Annotated in this window: 20 protein-coding genes and 1 tRNA gene; 11 read left to right on the top strand and 10 right to left on the bottom strand. The window is 64.7% G+C overall.

All coding sequences use genetic code 11. The features are described from left to right. The first annotated feature begins 11 nt into the window (after positions 1 to 11). Together YU9_RS0116465 and YU9_RS0116460 are read left to right on the top strand one after the other, a co-directional pair. Positions 12 to 383, top strand: a complete 372-nt coding sequence (locus tag YU9_RS0116465; RefSeq protein WP_027573844.1) for a cupin domain-containing protein — start codon at positions 12 to 14, stop codon at positions 381 to 383. Between the two features lie 47 nt (positions 384 to 430). After that, positions 431 to 1,387 carry a tripartite tricarboxylate transporter substrate-binding protein gene (locus YU9_RS0116460; protein ID WP_027573843.1) on the top strand — a complete coding sequence of 319 codons (957 nt, stop codon included), beginning with the start codon at positions 431 to 433 and terminating at the stop codon, positions 1,385 to 1,387. A gap of 55 nt (positions 1,388 to 1,442) precedes the next feature. On the opposite strand, the gene YU9_RS0116455 is transcribed toward YU9_RS0116460, so the two are convergent. Beyond that, a complete protein-coding gene (locus tag YU9_RS0116455) occupies positions 1,443 to 1,736 on the bottom strand; it encodes a GYD domain-containing protein (RefSeq protein WP_027573842.1) in 294 nt (97 codons plus the stop codon). Positions 1,737 to 1,859: 123 nt separating this feature from the next. Further along, on the bottom strand, positions 1,860 to 2,213 hold the full coding sequence (locus tag YU9_RS0116450; RefSeq protein WP_027573841.1) for a VOC family protein: 354 nt from the start codon (positions 2,211 to 2,213) through the stop codon (positions 1,860 to 1,862). 142 nt (positions 2,214 to 2,355) lie between these two features. Between YU9_RS0116450 and YU9_RS0116445 the strand changes: the two genes are divergently transcribed. Then, positions 2,356 to 2,432, top strand: a tRNA-Arg gene (locus YU9_RS0116445). Positions 2,433 to 2,717: 285 nt separating this feature from the next. Here YU9_RS0116445 and YU9_RS0116440 read toward each other — a convergent pair. Continuing rightward, on the bottom strand, positions 2,718 to 3,026 hold the full coding sequence (locus YU9_RS0116440; protein ID WP_371259158.1) for a hypothetical protein: 309 nt from the start codon (positions 3,024 to 3,026) through the stop codon (positions 2,718 to 2,720). A gap of 120 nt (positions 3,027 to 3,146) precedes the next feature. Beyond that, positions 3,147 to 3,368 carry a hypothetical protein gene (locus tag YU9_RS0116435; RefSeq protein ID WP_027573839.1) on the bottom strand — a complete coding sequence of 74 codons (222 nt, stop codon included), beginning with the start codon at positions 3,366 to 3,368 and terminating at the stop codon, positions 3,147 to 3,149. Between the two features lie 632 nt (positions 3,369 to 4,000). Here YU9_RS0116435 and YU9_RS0116430 point away from each other — a divergent pair. Continuing rightward, entirely contained in the window at positions 4,001 to 5,140 is a 1,140-nt protein-coding gene (locus YU9_RS0116430; RefSeq protein ID WP_027573838.1) for an amidohydrolase/deacetylase family metallohydrolase, read from the top strand. 13 nt (positions 5,141 to 5,153) lie between these two features. On the opposite strand, the gene YU9_RS0116425 is transcribed toward YU9_RS0116430, so the two are convergent. Further along, the gene (locus tag YU9_RS0116425) at positions 5,154 to 6,299 is read right to left on the bottom strand and encodes an acyl-CoA dehydrogenase family protein (protein ID WP_027573837.1); all 1,146 of its coding nucleotides are present in this window, start codon (positions 6,297 to 6,299) and stop codon (positions 5,154 to 5,156) included. Positions 6,300 to 6,447: 148 nt separating this feature from the next. Further along, positions 6,448 to 7,392, bottom strand: a complete 945-nt coding sequence (locus YU9_RS0116420) for an SDR family NAD(P)-dependent oxidoreductase (RefSeq protein WP_027573836.1) — start codon at positions 7,390 to 7,392, stop codon at positions 6,448 to 6,450. Between the two features lie 59 nt (positions 7,393 to 7,451). Between YU9_RS0116420 and YU9_RS41555 the strand changes: the two genes are divergently transcribed. Continuing rightward, positions 7,452 to 8,120: a TetR/AcrR family transcriptional regulator gene (locus tag YU9_RS41555; protein ID WP_156951929.1), complete on the top strand. Its 669-nt coding sequence runs from the start codon at positions 7,452 to 7,454 to the stop codon at positions 8,118 to 8,120. Between the two features lie 19 nt (positions 8,121 to 8,139). Then, positions 8,140 to 8,817, top strand: coding sequence for an alpha/beta family hydrolase (locus YU9_RS0116410; RefSeq protein WP_027573835.1), 678 nt, complete (start codon positions 8,140 to 8,142; stop codon positions 8,815 to 8,817). Positions 8,818 to 8,820: 3 nt separating this feature from the next. Here the strand turns inward: YU9_RS0116410 and YU9_RS0116405 are convergent, their stop codons facing one another. Then, a complete protein-coding gene (locus YU9_RS0116405; protein ID WP_027573834.1) occupies positions 8,821 to 9,795 on the bottom strand; it encodes a ketopantoate reductase family protein in 975 nt (324 codons plus the stop codon). 155 nt (positions 9,796 to 9,950) lie between these two features. Between YU9_RS0116405 and YU9_RS0116400 the strand changes: the two genes are divergently transcribed. Next, on the top strand, positions 9,951 to 10,754 hold the full coding sequence (locus YU9_RS0116400) for an enoyl-CoA hydratase-related protein (RefSeq protein WP_027573833.1): 804 nt from the start codon (positions 9,951 to 9,953) through the stop codon (positions 10,752 to 10,754). 3 nt (positions 10,755 to 10,757) lie between these two features. On the opposite strand, the gene YU9_RS0116395 is transcribed toward YU9_RS0116400, so the two are convergent. Next, positions 10,758 to 11,030, bottom strand: a complete 273-nt coding sequence (locus YU9_RS0116395; protein WP_027573832.1) for a hypothetical protein — start codon at positions 11,028 to 11,030, stop codon at positions 10,758 to 10,760. 192 nt (positions 11,031 to 11,222) lie between these two features. Further along, on the bottom strand, positions 11,223 to 12,107 hold the full coding sequence (locus YU9_RS0116390; RefSeq protein WP_027573831.1) for a LysR family transcriptional regulator: 885 nt from the start codon (positions 12,105 to 12,107) through the stop codon (positions 11,223 to 11,225). A 110-nt stretch (positions 12,108 to 12,217) separates the two neighbouring features. Here YU9_RS0116390 and YU9_RS0116385 point away from each other — a divergent pair, with 110 nt between their 5' ends. The 4 genes from YU9_RS0116385 (at position 12,218) to YU9_RS0116370 (ending at position 16,399) form a co-directional block, all read left to right on the top strand. After that, a complete protein-coding gene (locus YU9_RS0116385) occupies positions 12,218 to 13,582 on the top strand; it encodes an FAD-dependent oxidoreductase (protein WP_027573830.1) in 1,365 nt (454 codons plus the stop codon). A 32-nt stretch (positions 13,583 to 13,614) separates the two neighbouring features. Beyond that, positions 13,615 to 14,619, top strand: coding sequence for an ABC transporter substrate-binding protein (locus YU9_RS0116380; protein ID WP_027573829.1), 1,005 nt, complete (start codon positions 13,615 to 13,617; stop codon positions 14,617 to 14,619). Positions 14,620 to 14,808: 189 nt separating this feature from the next. Beyond that, on the top strand, positions 14,809 to 15,582 hold the full coding sequence (locus YU9_RS0116375) for an ABC transporter ATP-binding protein (protein ID WP_027573828.1): 774 nt from the start codon (positions 14,809 to 14,811) through the stop codon (positions 15,580 to 15,582). Then, positions 15,575 to 16,399 carry an ABC transporter permease gene (locus tag YU9_RS0116370; protein ID WP_027573827.1) on the top strand — a complete coding sequence of 275 codons (825 nt, stop codon included), beginning with the start codon at positions 15,575 to 15,577 and terminating at the stop codon, positions 16,397 to 16,399. The genes YU9_RS0116375 and YU9_RS0116370 overlap by 8 nt, the downstream gene beginning before the upstream one ends. Positions 16,400 to 16,589: 190 nt before the next feature. Here YU9_RS0116370 and gtdA read toward each other — a convergent pair whose 3' ends face one another. Then, complete coding sequence (gtdA, locus tag YU9_RS0116365) at positions 16,590 to 17,630, bottom strand: gentisate 1,2-dioxygenase (RefSeq protein ID WP_027573826.1); 1,041 nt, start codon at positions 17,628 to 17,630, stop codon at positions 16,590 to 16,592. Positions 17,631 to 17,713 lie beyond the last annotated feature (83 nt).

Genomic DNA, 17,713 nt, shown 5'->3' with positions numbered 1-17,713 from the left:
GGGAGGACGGCGTGAGCCAGAAGGACGAATTCCACAATCTCGACGATACTAGTGACGGGCTATTCCGCGAGCTCGCCGCCGGCGTGACCACGCGCATCTTCTCCGGCGAGCAGGCGATGCTGTCGGTGGTGACGCTGGCGCCGCATGCGCAGGGCACGCTGCACCATCACCCCGAGGAGCAATGGGGCGTGCTGCTCGACGGCTCCGCCATCCGCGTCCAGGGCGATGAGGAAATCCCGGTGAAAAAGGGCGATTTTTGGCGCACGCCGGGCAACGTGCCGCACACCATGCGCGCCGGCCCCGATGGCGCCCGCGTGCTGGACATTTTCAGTCCGCCTCGGCCAGAATACAGAAAACCGGGGTCGGGTTTCGGGACGACCTGAAGCGCTAGAGAGCAAATAAGCCCAGCGCGAGTACAAGGGAGGGGATCATGACGATCACACGACGCACGCTGCTGGCTGCACCTGCCATTCTCGCGATGGCACCGGCAGCAGCGCAGGCCGGTAAGATCACGCTGGTGGTGCCGTTCCCGCCGGGCGGCTCGACCGACGCGATGGCGCGGCTGCTGCAGAGCAATCTGCAGACCAAGCTCAATCGCATCGTCGTGGTCGAGAACAAGTCGGGCGCCGCCGGTGCGCTCGGTGCGGCGCAGGTCGCCAAGAGCCCGGCGGACGGCTCGACGTTCCTGGTGACGTTCGATTCCCATGCGGTGATCCCGTCGATCCTCGACAAGCCGCCGGTCGATGTCGAGCGCGAGCTGATGCCGGTCCTGCTGATCGGCACCGCGCCTTACGTGATCGCGGCCGGCGCCGGCCGCCCCTACAAGAGCTTTGCCGACGTGGTGGCGGCCTGCAGGGCGACGCCCGGCGCGGTGAAATATGCCTCGGTCGGCATCGGCACGCTCGGCCATCTCGCCATGACCGTGCTCGGCAGCAAGGCCGGCGTCGAGATCATGCACGTGCCCTATCGTGGCGGCGGGCCAGCCATGAACGACGTGCTCGGCGGCCATGTCGATCTCATCGCAGGATCGGCGGCGCTGGTTGCCGCCCAGCTCGGCACCAACATGCTGCGTCCGATCCTGCAGCTCGGCCGCGAGCGGCTGCCGGCCCTGCCTGATACGCAGACCGCGATCGAGGCCGGGTTTCCCGATTTCGAGACGCTGGCATGGTGGGGTGTTTTCGCGCCCACGGGTACGCCGCCGGACGTCGTCGCTGCCATGGCGACGGCATCCAAGGAGATCCTGAGCGAGCCCGCGACCGCTGCCCAGCTCAAGGATACCCAGCACATGACGCTGCTGCTCCAGGACGGCGCCACGTTCAAGACCTTCTTCGACAAGCAGGTCGCCTATTGGGGCAAGGTGGTGAAGGACAACAATATCAGGGCGTGAGAGGCCTGTTCCGGGACACCATCCCAGGTCCAGTGCGCTCGCGCGGGCTTGAACGTCAGAGCATCTTGCCGACGATGTTTTTCATATCTGCTGCCGAGAACGCGCGCATCGTTTCGGTGCGGACATTGCCGAGTGCGCCGAGACTAAGGCCGAGCGACATCGCGGCAGCCTCATCCGGGGCCTCGAGCACGGTCACAATGTCATATCGTCCCTGCGTCCAGACGATCTCTTTCACGGTCACGCCGAACGTTTTGGCCATCTCCTTGAAGGCCTCGGCCCGCTTCGGCGAGTCCTTGACGTTGCGGATTCCCTGATCGGTGAAATTTCCCAGCACGACATAGGTCACCATGGTCGTCCTCCCTGGTTAGAATCCAGATGCAATTGTCGCTTGAGGAAACCGCGCCCAGCTTGCCACAGCGGCTGAGACAGCGCCACTTATTCTCTGGAACGTCAGCGACTGCGACTTATCCGGTCAGGACAACGGCCGCGCGAAACTGAGCTCATGGCCGTCCGGGTCGCTGAGATGGAAGTAGCGCTCGCCCCATTCCGCATCGCGCGGCGTGGTCGACGGCTGCCATCCCGCCGCGCGCGCCTGCTCATAGGTCGCCTCGACATCGGTGACATAGAAGATGACGCGGCCCCACCAGGACCAGCGCTTGTCGCCCGGCTGCGCCGTCAGGTTGAGATAGCCGCTGCCGGCGCGAAAGCTCGTGAATGCTGCGGCTTCGCCGCCATACAACAGCTCGAACCCGAGCGAGCGGTAGAACTGCACGGCGCGCGCCATGTCATGGGTGCCGAGCGTGATGGCGCTGATGCTCTCGATCATGTGGGCTGCTCCGCCAAGAGGGACCTGGGCGCATTGTACGGCCGCCTTGCTCAGCTTGCAGATGATCTCGTCCGCCTTGCGGCTGGCGAACCGCATCCTGCTCTGCTATGAGGAGGCCGAACCCGCAGCTTTCGGGTTCCGCGGTCCCGTAGCTCAGCCGGATAGAGCGGCGGTTTCCTAAACCGTAGGTCGGAAGTTCGAGTCTTCCCGGGATCGCCAGTCATTCCGACGCAAGAAACCCAATAAATATTGGCATTTCCTCGACGTACGCGATCCGTTCTGATTCCATTTGGCCGTCTCAGGCCCGGGTGGCCCGCACATTGAGGGCGACACCATGCAGGCTATAAAGCAACCGACAAGAAGCAGACGGCAGTTAGAAATTAATACCGAGGTCGACGTAGCCTCGAATTTCATGGCGGCGTTGTGGACGGGTGTCCCGATCGATCCGGCTCGCCCTGGATCTCCGACACGGCAAAACTTTCGCCGATGGAGGAGCGTAACGGCTCAACCAAGGAGCCGACTTCGCCGAAACATGAAACCGGACGGTGCGAACCTTCTGGCCAGCTCGAGCGCGCGGTTCTCGCAGCATTCCAGCGCGATCTTCTGGGAAAGCATAACATCTCCGACCGGCAGATTACCACGCGGCATGAAACACAGGCCGCGCGTCGGGCGGCCCTTTTCGTCGATCTCGCAGACGTTCGTCGACGCGCCCGCGTAGATCCTATATTGCCTGCCAGTGTCGCCACCGATGACCTCGAAATAGCCCTTTCCCGCGAATTGAGCCCGCTGGGCGGGCGATAGCCAGTCGCGCAAGAGCTGCAGCGAGCGGCCCTCCGGAGTTCTCTCGGCGCCGTGTCTGATGAAGAGAGCCCGAATGGCTCTCGCGCGCCGGCGTTGGCGAGATGATCTAAAGCCCAACATGGCGCGGGCCGATCACCCGCCGACCAGCCTGGGAAAGAATACGGTTTCTTCCGCGTTCGGATCGAACGATCGCATTTGCGAGACTTGACCCGGACCCGTCCGGACCGCCGCGGTGAAGCCGGCATGGGCCAGTTCGTAGAACCGCCGCTCCGCCTTCGCGAGCTCTCGTGCGTCGTCTGGATTGAAAAAATGACGGCTATCGCCGGTGCTGTCCATCACGATCTGGATTGCCATGATCGTCTTCCTCGGAGTGCTGATGGCCAAGGACTTGATCCAAGTATCAGGCCGGTGTCGCAGAATTTCAAGACGAGAAGAGGTCGTCGCAATGCCAGGCTCGCCGGCGCGGCAAAAGGCTCGTGCGGTAATGCTAGCGCGAAAATCCGGTGCTGCCACGCCCACTGAGGACGACCTTGAGTTCGCTGATCACCATCCCACGAGCCGCGCCGGATCTTTGGGCTGTGCACGCCGTGCCAGGCGTTCCGCACTCTCTGCTGCAAGGGCTCGTTGGCCGCCGGAGCAGCTTACTACCTCGCGCTCAGCTTGCATCGTCGGCCAAATTCGGTACACACAAATCCGAAGGTTGTCCGGAAGGCTTTGTATTTTCTACGATTTTCGATCAATTCTGGAGAGTGGATTAGAATCCCTCCCTCTCCGCCACCTTTCGGAAGTTCGAGTCTTCCCGGGATCGCCAATCTTTATAGTCCCTTGCCAGTAACTTAGCTGTCGGAATCAAGCCGATTTCGCCATGTCGGTCCACGTTACGGTTTGCCACGCCATTCGGCGCGAAAATTGCTAGAAGCGGCTTCCTTCCTCGCTGGCCCGGCTGACATGCCGGCTACATCTCACTGTTCCATCCGGAGACGACAATGCCTTTCGACTTGATCCTGCGCGGCGGGCGGGTGATCGACCCCTCGCAGAAGCTCGATGCCGTGACCGACGTCGCCTTTGCCGGCGGCAAGATCGCGGCGATCGGGAGCGGGCTCAAGGCCGATCCGGGCACCGATGTGCGCGATGTCTCACGGTTCATCGTCACGCCGGGGCTGATCGATCTCCACACCCATGTCTATTGGGGCGGCACCTCGCTCGGCATCGATGCCGAGGAATTCTGCCGCACCTCCGGCGTCACCACCTCCGTCGACACTGGCAGCGCGGGTCCCGGCAACTTCGCCGGCTTCCGCAAGCATGTGATCGAGCCGAGCCAGGTCCGCATCCTCGCTTACCTACACGTCTCGCATGCCGGCATCTTCGGCTTCTCGCACCGGATCATGGTCGGCGAGAGCGAGGAGCTGCGGCTGATGAATCCGATCGAGGCGGCCAAGGTGGCCGACGCCAACCGCGACCTCATCGTCGGCATCAAGGTACGTGTCGGCTTGCATTCTTCGGGCACGTCCGGCGCGGTGCCGCTCGACATCGCGCTCGAGGTCGCCAACGAGGTCGGCATGCCCTTGATGGCGCATATCGATCATCCGCCGCCGAGCTATGAGGACGTGCTCGCCCGCCTGCGTCCCGGCGACGTGCTGACCCACGCATTCCGCCCGTTCCCCAATACGCCGGCGACCGCGCAGGGAACGGTGAAGAAGGCGGTGCTGGACGCGCGCGAGCGCGGTGTGCTGTTCGATATCGGCCACGGCAAGGGCTCGTTCGCGTTCAAGACCGCGCGCGCCATGCTCGCCAACGGCTTCTATCCGGACACCATCTCCTCCGACATCCATCAGCTCTGTATCGACGGCCCGGCCTACGATCAGGTCACGACCATGTCGAAGTTCCTGTGCATGGGCATGGAGCTCTCCGAGGTCATCGCGGCCTCGACGGTGAACGCGGCAATGGCGCTGCGGCGCCCCGAGCTCGGCAGCCTCAAGCCGGGCAGCGTCGGCGACGCCACGCTGATCTCGGTCAGGCAAGGCCAGTTCGACTATGAAGACGTCGTCGGCGAGCACTTGATCGGTAACAGCAAGATCGTCTCGGAGGGTGTCGTCATCGGCGGCCGCTGGTGGCATCCGAATTGAGACGGCACGGCGCCTACAGCGACCTTGCGATCAACAGCTTCATGATCTCGTTGGTGCCGCCATAGATCTTCTGGATGCGGGAATCGATGAAGATGCGCGAGATCGGGTATTCCTGCATGTAGCCGTAGCCGCCGAACAGCTGCAGGCATTCGTCGGCGGTCTCGACCTGTTTCTCCGAGCACCAGTATTTCGCCATCGATGCCGTGACGGTGTCGAGGTCTTTTGCGATCAGGCGCTCGATGCACCAGTCGACGAAGACGCGTGCGATCATCGCCTCGGTCTTGCGCTCGGCGAGCGTGAAGGCGGTGTTCTGGAAATCCATCAGCGGCTTGCCGAACGCCTTCCGCTCCTTGGTGTAGTCGGTGGTGAGCTTGACGGCGCGCTCCATCGAGGCGACGGCGCCGACCGCGAGCGCGAGGCGTTCCTGCGGCAATTGCTGCATCAGCTGGACAAAACCCTGGCCTTCTTCCTTGCCGAGCAGGTTCTCCGGTGGGACCGTGACATTATCGAAGAACAGCTCCGATGTGTCGGAGGCGTGCAGCCCGATCTTGTCGAGGTTGCGCCCGCGCTTATAGCCGTCCGCGCCCGCGGTCTCGACCACGATCAGCGAGATGCCCTTGGCGCCGGCCTCGCCGGTGCGGGCGATCACGATGACGAGATCGGCGGCCTGGCCGTTGGTGATGAACGTCTTCTGGCCGTTGATAACGTAGGAATTGCCCTGCTTCTTCGCCGTGGTCTTGACGGCTTGCAGGTCCGAGCCGGTGCCAGGCTCGGTCATGGCGATGGCGCCGACCATCTCGCCCGACGCCATCTTCGGCAACCAGCGCTTCTTCTGCTCCTCCGAGCCGTAATTGAGGATGTAATGGGCGACGATAGCGCTGTGCACGGAGACGCCGGTGGTCAGCTCCGGCACGGTGCTTTCGAGATCGTCGAGCACGGCGGCGTCATAGGCGAAGGTGGCGCCGAGGCCGCCATATTCCTCCGGCACGCTCGCCAAGAGCGCGCCCATCTCTCCGAGCCCGCGCCAGGCGAAGCGGTCGACCATCTTCTGCTCGCGCCATTTTTCGGCGTGCGGCGCCAGGTCCTTGGCGAGATATTTCCGGAACTGGTCGCGGAAGACGTCGAGCTCTTCGGTCATCCAGGAGGAGCGGTAGGACATGATTACCTCATCTTGGCGTGGACGGCGCGTGCACATCACGCGTGCCACAGCAGTCGGGACCGACGCAAGCCCGCCCGCTTCTGGTAGGCCAACCAAGAATAGGGATGATTGTGTCTTCAGGCTGCCGGCGCAGTGTCGCCGCCACGGGTTATCCGGCCTGCGCCGTCTTGCCGCCGTCAATGACGAACTGACCGCCGGTGGTGTAGGGATGATCGTCCGAGGCCAGTACCAGGGCGAAAGCTGCGATCTCCTCCGGCGTTGCCACACGTTGCAGCCCTGGAACATGCGACTTGGCCCATTGCGCGATGGCAATATGCCAGGCGGCGTCGGGCAGATTCTCCATGCCCGACAGGCGGCGAATGAAGGGCGTATCCGTCGTGCCCGGGATCAGCGTGTTGATGCGGATGCCGTACCTTGCGTAGTCGAGCGCGGCGGCCTGAACCAGGCCGACCAGTCCGCGCTTGGCCGCCGAATAGGCGGAGCGGTTGGCCGTGGTCGCGATGGCGTTGGACGACGAGGTGACGACGATCGATCCGCCCTTCTGTAACATGTGCGGGATCTGATATTTCATCGACAGGAACACGCCGCGCAGGTCGGTGCCGATCACGTCGTCGAACTCAGCCGCGCTGTACTCGTGCAGGGGTTTCTCGACCGAGATGCCGGCATTGTTGAAGGCGACGTCGAGCCGGCCGTAGCGTTCGATGGTCTTGTCGACCAGCGTCTTCACCTCGGCCTCGTTGCGGAGATCGGCGCGAATGAAACTGGCCTCGCCGCCGGCCTCGCGCACCCCGTTCTCCACCTGTTTGCCGCGTTCGACGTTGCGGCCGCAGAAGGCGACCCGGCCGCCTTCGGCCGCGAACATCCGCGTCGCGGCGCGACCAATGCCGGAGGTGCCCCCCGTGACGATGATGACCTTGCCCTCGAATCGGCGCTTGCCGCTCGGCTTCTGCTGGGGCAGCGTCGCACTCTCGCCGAGCGCCACGCCACCGGCGAGGCCGCCGGCGGCTCCCGCGAGCACGCCCAGGACCGCGCCCCCGACCAGATGACGGCGCTTTACCGGGCTGCTTGGGGTGATATCCTGCATTTCGGTCATTTCGAACTCCGGTCGCTCAATCTGAACAGTGTTAAGATAGATAGGCCGCGATCTAAACAGTGTCAAGTTACATGAAGAAGCAGGCCTCCTCAGGCAAACGCAGCGCCGGTGCGACACGGCCAAAGCCGGAGCCCGGCTATCATCACGGTGAATTGCAGGAGACGCTGATCGCCGCCAGCGAAGCCATTCTGGCCGAGCAGGGTGCCGAGGGTTTCACGCTGCGTGAGGCCGCCCGCCGCGCCGGGGTCTCGCCGGCTGCCCCGTCGCATCATTTTGGCAATGCGCAGGGCCTTCTGACCGAGGTCGCGATCCGCGGTTACGACGCGCTGGCCGAAGCCTTGCGCGCGGCGGCCTCCGGCAAGCAGGGCGCGCGCGACAAGCTCCATGCCCAGGGGCTGGCCTATGTCGATTTTGCGCTGAGGCACCCGGGCCGTTTCCAGATGATGTTTGCGAACAAGCGTCTCGTTGCCGACGATGCGCGCTTGAAGCAGGCGAGCCGGGCCGCCGGTCACGCCTTTGAGACCGTCGTGTCCGAACTGGTCGCCGGTACTGCGAAGGAGGCGAAGACGGCGGCTGCGGCGGCCTGGTCGACCGTTCACGGCTTTGCCAAGCTTGCGCTCGAAGAGAAATTCGGCTCTGTGAGGAACGAGAGCGGACGCCGCGAGGTCATGATGACGCTTGATCAGGTCCTGAACTATCTATGGCCGGCGAGCGCCGCGCGCCGTTGAGCGAGGCCTGGATGACGTCATGACGAGCAAGACGACGGAGCTCAAGCTCGACATCGAGCGCATCGGCACGGTCTCGGCGATGCTGACGCGGCCGGATCGTGCGCGCGCCTGCTACGTGCTGGCGCACGGCGCGGGCGCGGACATGCGGCATTCCTTCATGGAGAAGGTCGCAGCTGGCCTCGCAGAGCGCGGCATCGCAACGTTCCGCTTCAACTTCCCCTACATGGAAGAGAAGAAGGGGCGTCCTGACGCGCCGGCTGTTGCGCATGCCGCCATCCGCGCGGCGGTCGCGGAGGCGGCGCGGCTCTGCCCCGGCGTGAAGCTCGTCGCTGGCGGAAAATCGTTCGGCGGGCGCATGACCTCGCAGGCGCAGTCGAAGGCACCGCTGCCTGACGTCAAAGGCCTCGCCTTCCTCGGCTTCCCCCTGCATGCCGCCAAGAAGCCGTCGAGCGAGCGCGCCGAGCACCTCGCCGGCATCGCAATCCCCATGCTGTTCCTGCAGGGCACGCGCGACGGGCTTGCCGATCTAGGCTATCTCAAGCCTGTCGTCGAGAAGCTCGGCCCGAAGGCAACGCTGCATGAAATCGAAGGAGGGGATCACTCCTTCGCGGTGCTGAAGAAATCGGGCCGTACCAATGACGAGGCACTCACTGAGGTGCTGGACACGCTCGCGGCCTGGATCGACGGGCTCGCTTGAGGCTCAGGCCGAATAAAGCCCCTTGTCGCGCGCCTTCTGGATCGCCAGCGCGGCGATCAGGTCGAGCGTCGGTGTCGACAGGCCGGCGCTGCGCGCGAAGGCTTGGGGCGCCTTCACCAGCACGTCGATCTCCATGGCGCGGCCGAGCTCGTAATCCTGCAGCAGCGACGGCTTGTGGTTGGGGGCGGGGCCGCTGCGGGTGACGCGCTTGACCTCGGGAATGAAATGCTGGGCGATCTCGTTGGCCTCGTTCAGCATGCGCGGGATGACCTCGGCGAAAGCAGGGTCGTCGCGCACGCCGCGCGCGGTCTGGCCGGTGAGCAGGCACAGCACCGAGAGCGACATGTTGGTCAGTAGCTTTGACCAGATCGCCTCGCGGATCTCGGCGACCGGCGGCGATTCCAGCCGCGCATCGTTGAAAACGCCGCGCAGCTTCGTGATCCGCTCGCAATTGCGGTCGTCGCATTCGCCGATCAGGAGGCGGTTGCGGTCCGGCGTCAGGTTCTGCACCACGCCGGGCGCGGTCACCTCGTTGGAGGAGAAGACGACGCCGCCGATGATGCGCTCCTTCGGAATGCAGGCGCGCAGGCGGCCGCCGGGGTCGAGGAAGGAAATGTCGGGCGGGGTCGGATGCCGCGGCGGCAGCCCGATCCCGTACCACCATGGAATCCCGTTCTGGGCGAACACGATCGCGGTCTCGTCCTGGAGCAGCGGCTTGATGCTGGACACCAGCCCCTGAAGCGCGGTCGCCTTCAGCGTCGAGATCACGACGTCCTGCGGGCCGAGCTGGGCCGGATCGCCTGATGCGTTCACCTTGGCACTGACCTCGGAATCGCCGACGCGCAGCTTGAGACCATTGGCGCGAGCCGCCTCCAGATGCGCTCCCCGCATCACGCAACTGACCTCATGGCCGGCGCGCGCCAGCCGTACCGCAATGTGGCTGCCGACGGCGCCCGCGCCGAAAATGCAGATGCGCATGATGATATCCCGTATCTATCCCTTGGTGCGGTCCGCCGCCAGCATGACACAAGCCGCCATGCGATGGACGCGGCTGCCCTACGCCGGAAAGATATGGATCGGGATGCGTTGCCTCGGCCATAGTGCAGGGCAAACAAACGACCGGAGGATCGCCGATGACTGCCAGCCCCGTCCTGTGGACCCTCGATGAGCGTGGGGTCGCGACCGTCACGTTGAACCGGCCGGAGGTGAACAACGCCTATGACGGAGCGTTGATCGCGGGCGTGCTCGCGGCCATGGACGACCTCGGCAGGAAACCCAATTTGCGCGTCGTCGTGCTCCGGGGCAACGGCAAGCATTTCCAGGCCGGCGCCGACCTCAAATGGATCAACGGCGTGCGGCCGCAATCGGCCGAGGCGAACGAGGCGGCCTCGCGGGCGACGTTCGAAGCCGTGCAGCGGCTCAACACCTTGCCGATCCCCACCGTCGCGTTGGTGCAGGGCGGCTGCTTCGGCGGCGGCACCGGCGTGATCGCGGCCTGCGACGTCGTCATCGCCGCGGACAACGCCCTGTTCTCGATCACCGAGGTGCGCTGGGGTCTGACCGCCGCGATCATCATCCCGCAGCTCTGCGATGCCATCAGTGTCCGGCAAGTCCGCCGCTACGCGCTGACCGGCGAGCGTTTCGGCGCCGAGGACGCCCGCCGCATCGGCCTCGTGCACGAGGTGGTGCCGCTCGCCGAGCTGGAGGCCGCAGGCAGCAAGGTGGTCGAGCAGCTGCTCGCCAATGGACCGGAGGCGATGGCCGAGACCAAGCAGCTAGCGCTGGAGAGCTCCTTCGGCGGCATGGCAGTGGACGATGCCGCCTACAAGCGGCTCGTGCACCTGCACTCGCTCAAGCGCCAGAGCGCGGAGGCCGCGGAAGGGCTGGCGTCGTTCGCCGAGAAGCGTGCGGCGAAGTGGGGCGGTGCGAAAGCTTGAGCGTCAGCAGCCGCGGCAGATGTTGTTGATGCTGCGATAGACGGCATCGTCGTCCTGGCGCAATTGGCGCAGCGTTTCGAGCGCCTTGCTCTCGTCGGTCGCAGGTGCAGGCTTGCGCTTCGCCGCCAGCTCGTCCTCCTGCCGCTTGTAGCAGGCCTCGCGATCGGGCTTGGCTGGGATGAAGCGGCAGTTTTGCTCCAAGGCTGCAGCGGGGCTGGTTGAGATCGCAAATGCGATCAGAGCGGGAAGGAAGAATTTCAAAAGCGTCGAATCCATTTGTGAACCAAGGTGCTTGTCGTCGCCCGGCTTGACCGGGCGACCCAGTACGCCGCGGCCTCTCCGTATACGTTTGACGCCTCTGGAATACTGGATCGCCCGGTCAAGCCGGGCGATGACAGTGGGCGCGACGGCCCTTCTCTCAGGTCCGTCGTCTGAGGGCAACCGCCATCTTGTGACGCCAGACACGGCTCACAGCGACGGCGCCAGTGACGTTTTCAGCAGGGTGAGCAGCGCCTGCACGGCAGCCGCATTGCGCCGTCGCTCGGGAATCGCGGCCTTCACCCACAATTCCGGAATCGGAAAGTCGCGCAGCACCGGCTTCAGCGTCCCGTCCCGCAGGGCATCGGCGACCAGATAATGCGAGATCAGCGCGATGCCGTTGCCGGCGATGGCGCTGCGCGCCAGCACGTGTCCTTCGTTGGAGGAGAGCAACGGGCTGACCTGGATGTTGATGCGGCCGCGCGGCCCGTCGAAGGCCCATTCCGGGCCGGTCGGCAGAAAACTGAGGCAGCGATGCTCGACCAGATCGCGCGGATGTTTTGGTGTGCCGTGCTTCTTCAAATAGGCCGGTGAGGCGCAGAGCAGCCGCTTGAGCGCGCAGAGTGGCTCGTCGACCACGCCGCCGAAGGAATGCGGGAAAGCGCCGATGGCGATGTCAAAACCTTCAGTGACGGGATCGACCGGGCGGTCGATGAGCACGATATCGAGCTTGAGCTTCGGGTTCTGGGTCTGGAACGCGCTGAACACGTCGGCCAGCCGCGCCACCGTCAGTGAGGTCGGCGCCTTGATGCGCAGATGATCGACGAGATCGTGGCCCTTCTCGCCCATCCGTGAAAGCAGGTCGGTGGCATCAGTGACCACGCCGCGGGCGCGATGCACGTAGCGCTGCCCGGCTTCGGTCAGCCGCAATTGTCGGGTCGAGCGGTGAAACAGCGGCGTGCCGATCCGCGCCTCCAGCTGCGTGACGCGCTTGGCGACGACCGAGGTCGCGACGCCGAGTTTTCGCGCAGCGGCGGAGAAGCCGGCGGCATCCGCGGTGGCGAGGAAGGCCTGCAGGTTCACCAGGATGTCCATGTCGATCTTTCTCGATTCGCGAAAGTTGATCGCCTATTTTGGTGGATTGTACGCTCCCTCGCGTTAATTCATAGTCGCCCCAAGCAAGAGATTTTGGGAGCGAACGCGCCATGCGGGCCACGACGATCGATGAACCAGCGCGCAAAGTGCCGCTCTACGGCGAATATGAAGTCGTCGTGCTCGGCGGCGGTCCGGCCGGCATCGTGGCGGCGGCGTCCGCGGCGCGGGCCGGACGGCGGACCCTGCTGATCGAGCGCTACGGCTTCCTCGGCGGCATGGGGACGGCCGCCGGCGTCACCAATTTCTGCGGCTTGCACGGCAATGTCCATGGCGAGCACCGGCGGCTGGTGCAGGGTCTGGCGTCCGAGCTGCTGGCGCGGATCGATCGCTTGAACGGCCTCAACACGCCGCATCTGATCCTCGGCAAGGTCTATGCCCAGGCCTATGACACCGCCGCTTACAAGATCGCGGCCGACGAGCTGCTCGCAAGTAACAAGGTGCACATCCTCTTTCACGCGCTCGGCGCCGGCGTGGTGATGGGTGATAACAGCCGCATCGACGCGCTGCTGGTCGAGACCAAGGGCGGCCGGCAGGCCGTGCGCGCGGAGATCTTCATCGACTGCTCCGGCGACGGTGACCTCGCGGTGTGGGCCGGCGCGCCATTCGACATCGGCGACGAACACGGTCATCCGCTCTATCCCTCGATGATGCTCCGCCTCAACGGTATAGACCCTGGGAAGGCGGGCGAGGCCTGGCGCACCATTCCGCAATTGATGGAAAAGGCGCTTGCGGCCGGCACCCACACATTCCCGCGCAAGAGCGCGATCGTCCGGCCGCAAAAGTCCGGCATCGAATGGCGGGTGAACTTTACGCAAGTCGCACGCGAGGACGGCCACGCCATCAACGGCGTCGAGCCGGACGATCTCACCCGCGGCGAGATCGAGGGTCGCAAGCAGGCGCTCGCCGCGTTCGAATTCCTGCGCACTGTGCCCGGGTTCGAAAAATCCTACATCGTCGACCTGCCGCCGCAGCTCGGCATCCGCGAGACCCGCCGCATCAAGGGCGGCTATCAGCTCAGTGGCGAGGACGTGCTCGGCTGCGCCTCGTTCGCGGATTCCATCGGCGTCAATGGCTGGCCGATCGAGGCGCATGTTCCCGGCGACGTCGTCTTCACCTTCCCGCCGATCCCGGAATCGCGAGGCTACAACGAGCTGCCTTACCGGATGCTGGTGCCCGAGGGCGTCGACAATCTCCTGGTCGCCGGCCGCTGTGCCTCGATGACCCATGAGGGCCAGTCGGCGGCGCGGGTCTCCGGCGCCTGTTTCGTGATGGGCGAGGCTGCCGGTTCCGCCGCGGCGCTGGCGCTGTCCGGAAACCGGATCCCGCGTGACATCCCCATTGAAAAATTGCAGGAAACGTTGAAACAACAGGGCGCCTTCATCGGGCGGGATCAGCCGGTCCCTGAAGGCCTGTAGCAGACTGCAAGACAACCACGAGAGGAAACGGGATGATCGGGATGGTGCGGCTCGCGCTTGCGGGCCTGATGGCGATCATGGCGATAGGTACGGCGCGGGCCGAAGACGCGCTGAAGGCCAAGATCGGCGTGCTCCGCCTGTCCTCTTCCGCGCCGGTCTTCATCGCGCAGGACAAGGGCTATTTCCGCGAGACCGGCCTCGACGTCGAGCTGAAATTCTTCGACGCGGCGCAGCCGATCGCGGTCGCCACCACTTCGGGCGACGTCGATTTCGGTGTCACCGCCTTCACCGCGGGTCTCTACAATCTCGCCGGCAAGGGCGTGCTGAAGGTGATCGGCGGCATGAGCCGCGAGAAGCCCGGCTATCCCCTGATCGGCTATTTCGCCAGCAACAATGCCTACGCCGCGGGCTTGAAGACCCCGAAGGATCTCGCGGGCAAGCGCGTTGCGGTGACGCAGGTCGGATCGAGCTTTCACTATTCGCTCGGCCTGCTCGCCGACAAATACGGCTTCAAGCTCGCGGACGTGAAGATCGTGCCGCTGCAATCGCTGTCGAATGCGGCCGCTGCGCTGAAGGGCGAAACTGTCGATGCCGCGCTGCTGCCGATCTCTACTGCGCGAAAGCTGATGGATGAGGGCGGCGCGAAGTTTCTGGGCTGGGTCGGCGACGAGACGCCCTGGCAGTTAGGGGCGGTATTCGCCTCGCCGAAGACGCTGACGAACAAGGCGCTGGTGACAAAACTGCTAGGCGCCTTGGCCAAGGCCGACCGCGAATATCACGACGTCATCCTCACCGCGATGAAAGACGGGGTCGCCCCGATCAACGAGCAGACAAAACCGCTCTTGGAGATCATCGCCAAGTACACCAATCTGCCGGTCGAGCAGGTGGTCGGCAACTGCGCCTATATCGATCCCGACGGCAAGCTGGATGTGAAGAACGTCGACAACCAGATCAAATGGCTGCAGGAGCAGGGTTTTGCCGACAAGGGCTTTGACGTGAACGCGATCATCGCGAAGGAATTCGTGAAGGCGGATTGATCGATGCGCTCGCCCTTCCAGACCCGTCATCCTGAGGCGCGAGTAGCGCAGTGCATCGGCACTGCGCCTGCGAGCCTCGAAGGATGTACGGCCGAGCTGCATCCGGGCCGTACATCCTTCGAGGCCCGATTTGCGGCAAGCCGCAAGTCGAGCGCCTCAGGATGACGGATTGAAAGGCGAGCTCATCGCATGGACCTGATCGCCAACCACATCACCCATCGCTTCGGCGAGCTCGCCGTGCTCGACGACGTCTCCTTCACCGTCGGCGCGGGCGAGGTGGTGGCGATCGTCGGGCCCTCCGGCTGCGGCAAGAGCACGCTGCTGTCGATCCTGGGCGGGCTGTTGCAGCCGACCTCCGGCGCGCCCGAGCTGCGCGGGGTGCCGCCGGCGGACAGTCTCAATCCGCTGACCTTCGTGTTCCAGGATTTTGCGCTGCTGCCCTGGGCCACGGTGGAAGAGAACGTCGAATTCCCGCTGTTGCACACCCAGCTCTCGGCCACGCAGCGCCGCGCGCTGGTCGAAGACGCCTTGCGCCGCACCGGTCTCACCGATTTTCGCCAGACCTATCCAAAACAGCTCTCGGGCGGCATGCGCCAGCGCGTCGGCATCTCGCGTGCGCTTGCGGTGAAGCCCGCGATCCTGCTGATGGATGAGCCGCTCTCGGCACTGGATTCGCAGACCCGCGAGCTGCTGATGGAGGATTTCGTTCGGCTGCTCGCCGATGGCGGCATGGGCGCCGTCTATGTCACGCACAATCTCGAAGAGGCCGCGCGGCTCGCCGACCGCATCGTGGTGCTGTCGCGGCGGCCCGGCCGCATCCGCGAGGTCGTGATCGTGCCGATGACGCGCGCGGCGCGCGGCGAAGCGGCGGCGCGCGAGAAACTGCTGGCGCTGCAGAACCAGATCTGGTCGCTGATCCGCAACGAAGCCATCGACGCCGAGCGTGAGGTCCAGCATGCTTGATCGCGCGGCAACGGAGACGGCGGCCAAGAACGAACCGACGCGGCGCGTCCACTTTCGTGGCGCGGGCTTCGTGCCTGCCTCGAGCCGTTTCGGCGGCTGGATCGCGCTCGCGCTCGTCATCGCGATCTGGCAGGCGGCGGGGAGCGCCGGCTTCGTCAATGCGCTATTTCTGCCGACGCCCTCTGCAATTGTCCGTGCGATCTACCAGCTCGCGGTCTCGGGCGCGCTCTGGCAGCATCTGTCCGCCTCGCTCCTGCGCATCGGCGTCGGCTGGCTGCTGGGCACAGCAGCCGGCGTCGCCGTCGGCTTCGCCATCGGCCTGTCGCGGCTGGCGCGCAGCGTCGGCATCACCTTCATCTCGGCGCTGTTCCCGATCCCGAAGATCGCGCTGCTGCCGCTGTTGATCCTCTGGCTCGGCATCGGCGAAGAGCCGAAGATCGCGACCATTGCGCTCGGGGTGTTCTTCTCGACCGCGATTTCGGTCTATAGCGGCGTCGATGCGGTGCCACGCAACCTGATCCGCATGGCGCAGAGTTTCAACGTTCCCTTCGCCACCATCGTGCGCAAGGTGATCTGGCCGGGCGCGTTGCCGGCGATCCTCGCCGGCTTCCGCATCACCGCATCTGTCGCGCTGCTGCTCGTCGTCAGCGCCGAGATGATCGGCGCGCAATACGGCATCGGCGCTTTCGTGCTGCAGGCCGGCAATCTGATGCAGACGGATCAGCTGCTCGCGGGCGTGGTGATCCTGTCGGTGTTTGGCCTTGCGGTGGGGAAGGTGATCGGCTGGCTTGAGACGCGGCTGTTGCATTGGCGGTAGCCGCAATCACAACCGTCGTCCCGGGCAAGCGAGAGCGCGGACCCGGGACCCATAACCACAGGCAAGCGTGATCAGGGGACTCGGAGTTATTCGCTTCGCGTCTCACTACTCCCTGTGGCTATGGGTCCCGGATCGGCGCGCGCTTAGGGCGCGCTTGTCCGGGACGACACCGGGTATGAGGCCATTGCCCTCACGCGTTCCCGCGATCCTCACGGAACAAGTCCAGCTTTTGCTGCACGGGCCGATCCGAGAAGCTGAACAGCACGGCGTCTTCGTCCGCCTCGTGCGTCACCCAGTGCCAGCTCGGCACCACGAACAGATCGCGCGGGCCCCATTCGAACACGGTGTCGCCGATGCGGCTGCGGCCGCGGCCTTCGATCGGGCAGAACACGGTGGCATCGGTCGAACGATAGCGCGCGGTGCTAAAACCCTTCGGCAGCAGCTGGATGAAGGTGCCGATGGTCGGCATAGCGAAATCGCCGGTCTCGGGGTTGCTGAACTTCAGCTTGAGCCCGTGGCAGGCGTCCCACTCCTGACTCGCGCGGGCCTTCTCCAGCGCCTCGCGGGTGTAGGCATAGGGATAGCTGAAGATCGGCGATGTCTTCGAGCTCCGCTTGACGTCGACCGGCAAGAGGTTGTGGCCATAGCGCGCAAAACTGTCGCCTGCGGGTTTTGTAATTCTCTGCTGGTCCTCTTTCGAGCCTTCCGCGAAGGAGCAGTCGAAGAACTGCACCAGAGGAATGTCGAGGCCATCGAGCCAGAACATCGGCTCATTCGTCTCGTTGGAATGATCGTGCCATGTCATCGACGGCGTGATGATGAAGTCCCCTCGCTCCATCGCGGTGCGCTCGCCGTCAACGGCGGTGTGGGCGCCCTTGCCCTCGAGCACGAAGCGCAGCGCCGACTGGCTGTGGCGGTGCGCAGGCGCGACGTCGCCGGGCACCACCATCTGCACGCCGGCATAGAGCGACGTCGTGATCTTGGATTGCCCGCGCAGCCCCGGGTTCTCCAGCACCAGCACGCGCCGCTCGGCTTCTTTGGCCGCGATCAGCTTGCCGGCTTCAAGCATGTAGTCGCGGATGACGTCGAACTTCCAGAGGTGAGGGCGGCAGGCGCTCCTCGGCTCCGGCGTGATCAGGTCGCTCATCACCGTCCAGAGCGCGGTGAGATTCTCGCCGTCGATCTTCTTGTAGAACGCCTCGCGTTCCGGCGTCTTGGTCACGGCTTCCATGGTTGCTGCTCCCGATCGTTTGTTGATTGACAGTATACTGACGATCTAGGTAGCGTCAATGTGAGGAGTAACGTACAAGGTCG

Source organism: Bradyrhizobium sp. WSM1743, assembly GCF_000473065.1.
Taxonomy (GTDB): domain Bacteria; phylum Pseudomonadota; class Alphaproteobacteria; order Rhizobiales; family Xanthobacteraceae; genus Bradyrhizobium.
This window is presented reverse-complemented; position numbering and strand designations above follow the sequence as displayed.

Excerpts from the sequence above, each read along its gene's own strand:
- YU9_RS0116380 (WP_027573829.1), top strand. The coding sequence starts at position 13,615 with ATGATCGGGATGGTGCGGCTCGCGCTTGCGGGCCTGATGGCGATCATG.
- gtdA (WP_027573826.1), bottom strand. The coding sequence starts at position 17,630 with ATGGAAGCCGTGACCAAGACGCCGGAACGCGAGGCGTTCTACAAGAAG.
- YU9_RS0116385 (WP_027573830.1), top strand. The coding sequence starts at position 12,218 with ATGCGGGCCACGACGATCGATGAACCAGCGCGCAAAGTGCCGCTCTAC.
- YU9_RS0116450 (WP_027573841.1), bottom strand. The coding sequence starts at position 2,213 with ATGATCGAGAGCATCAGCGCCATCACGCTCGGCACCCATGACATGGCG.
- YU9_RS0116435 (WP_027573839.1), bottom strand. The coding sequence starts at position 3,368 with ATGGCAATCCAGATCGTGATGGACAGCACCGGCGATAGCCGTCATTTT.
- YU9_RS0116390 (WP_027573831.1), bottom strand. The coding sequence starts at position 12,107 with ATGGACATCCTGGTGAACCTGCAGGCCTTCCTCGCCACCGCGGATGCC.
- YU9_RS0116405 (WP_027573834.1), bottom strand. The coding sequence starts at position 9,795 with ATGCGCATCTGCATTTTCGGCGCGGGCGCCGTCGGCAGCCACATTGCG.
- YU9_RS0116460 (WP_027573843.1), top strand. The coding sequence starts at position 431 with ATGACGATCACACGACGCACGCTGCTGGCTGCACCTGCCATTCTCGCG.
- YU9_RS0116430 (WP_027573838.1), top strand. The coding sequence starts at position 4,001 with ATGCCTTTCGACTTGATCCTGCGCGGCGGGCGGGTGATCGACCCCTCG.
- YU9_RS0116375 (WP_027573828.1), top strand. The coding sequence starts at position 14,809 with ATGGACCTGATCGCCAACCACATCACCCATCGCTTCGGCGAGCTCGCC.
- YU9_RS0116370 (WP_027573827.1), top strand. The coding sequence starts at position 15,575 with ATGCTTGATCGCGCGGCAACGGAGACGGCGGCCAAGAACGAACCGACG.
- YU9_RS0116425 (WP_027573837.1), bottom strand. The coding sequence starts at position 6,299 with ATGTCCTACCGCTCCTCCTGGATGACCGAAGAGCTCGACGTCTTCCGC.
- YU9_RS0116455 (WP_027573842.1), bottom strand. The coding sequence starts at position 1,736 with ATGGTGACCTATGTCGTGCTGGGAAATTTCACCGATCAGGGAATCCGC.
- YU9_RS0116400 (WP_027573833.1), top strand. The coding sequence starts at position 9,951 with ATGACTGCCAGCCCCGTCCTGTGGACCCTCGATGAGCGTGGGGTCGCG.
- YU9_RS0116395 (WP_027573832.1), bottom strand. The coding sequence starts at position 11,030 with ATGGATTCGACGCTTTTGAAATTCTTCCTTCCCGCTCTGATCGCATTT.
- YU9_RS0116420 (WP_027573836.1), bottom strand. The coding sequence starts at position 7,392 with ATGACCGAAATGCAGGATATCACCCCAAGCAGCCCGGTAAAGCGCCGT.
- YU9_RS0116410 (WP_027573835.1), top strand. The coding sequence starts at position 8,140 with ATGACGAGCAAGACGACGGAGCTCAAGCTCGACATCGAGCGCATCGGC.